The organism is Streptomyces anandii JCM 4720, assembly GCF_014650655.1.
GTDB lineage: Bacteria > Actinomycetota > Actinomycetes > Streptomycetales > Streptomycetaceae > Streptomyces > Streptomyces anandii.
Genome location: NZ_BMVJ01000005.1, coordinates 172,471 through 173,899, shown reverse-complemented (window position 1 = coordinate 173,899; position 1,429 = coordinate 172,471). Strand labels below are relative to the sequence as shown.

Sequence of the window (1,429 nt, the reverse complement as noted above, 5' to 3'; positions counted from 1 at the left end):
GGGCCGAGCGCGACGGAGAAGTCGTTGTCCGGGGTGGTCGTGCCGCCCGTGAAGGGCGCGAAGATGTGGCTGAAGTCCCAGGTGTTCTGCTGGATGCCCGAGCAGTTGTCCGCGGCCGCGCCGCCGGGGCAGCCACCGTTGTCGCGCTGCAACGCCCAGAAAGAGAGGGTGTTGATGCCCTTGGCGACGGCCCAGTCGTAGACCGTACGGGCGCCTGCCAGGCTGAGGGTCTCGGCGGGGCCGAAGTCGTCGACGCCGATCATCTCGGTGACGCCGACCATGTTCCACAGCTGCGCGGAGGTCTTGTTCGGGTAGAGCCCGGCGAGGGTGTCGTACAGACCCTGGGCGGCGGTCTTGGTGTCGGCCGCCATGTCGTGCGCCTGGTTGTCGTAGTAGTCGAACGTCATGAGGTTCACGACGTCGACCCGTGCGCCGTTGCTGACCGCGTTGCGCAGCAGTGCCACGCCGTTGTCCGCGAGGCCGTGCGTGGTGGTGGGCAGGGTGTAGGAGATCTGCACCGTGCGCCCGCTCGCGGCCGCCCAGTCCTGTACGAGCTTGATGGCCTTGTTGCGCCGGTCGATCCCGGCGGTGTTGCCCAGCGAGTCGACCTCGACGTCCATGTCGAGGCGGGAGATGTCGTAGGTGGTGATGACCTTCTCGTAGGCCGCCGCGATCTGCTGGACGTCGGTGCAGCTGTCCGCGATCTCGGTGCCGGTGGTGTCGGCGGTGTAGCCGCCGAAGGAGGGGATGACGTCTCCACCGCGCTGCTGGATGGTCTTGATGTCGCCGCCGAAGGTGGCCGACGCGATCGGCATGCCCGTGTCGCCGTTCCAGTACGGCGTGCACGATCCCTTGGACGCGGTCTGGAGGAACGCCATCGTCAGGTGCTTGGTGCCCGACTGGGCGGCCAGATCGGCGGGGCTGTCGCCGGTCCAGGCCTCGAAGTAGGGGGCGAAGACGTGGGACGGCAGCGGTGTCGCCGCCTGGGCCGCGCCGGCGCCCGACAGGGCGAGGCCCACCGAGGCCGCGGCCGTGGTGGCCGCGACGAGGGCCGCGCGGAAGGAGCGCATGAGTCTCATGTCAGTCCCGATGTGAGAAGGGTGAGTTCGCCGGTTCCCTTACGGTGCTTCTTGGTTGACGCCTGTATGGGATAGCGGGCGCCGGATGGGCGGGTCAATGGTCTGGACCAAAACGGGACTAGACCAATTTCCGGCACCATGGTGTGCCTCCGCTGGACAGGACCTCGTCGGCGCCCTCGACCACAGCCCGGGAAGAACTGAGGAGCCGGCGCTGGGCGCGGCCTCCGTACGTCACCCGGTCCCCGGCCCGGTGGGTGGTGTCCGCGGCCCATGTGCCGCCTGCGTCGTCAGGACGAGGCGGCCGGGGGCCCGCACCGTGACGTGGATGTGCCGCGTGCGGCCCCGTCCCA

1 protein-coding gene is annotated in these 1,429 nt (G+C 69.2%); it reads right to left on the bottom strand.

From position 1 onward, the window contains the following. A partial coding sequence (locus tag IE249_RS11630; protein ID WP_229858173.1) for a chitinase occupies positions 1 to 1,079 on the bottom strand: 1,079 nt, incomplete at its 3' end. Between the last annotated feature and the right edge of the window lie 350 nt (positions 1,080 to 1,429).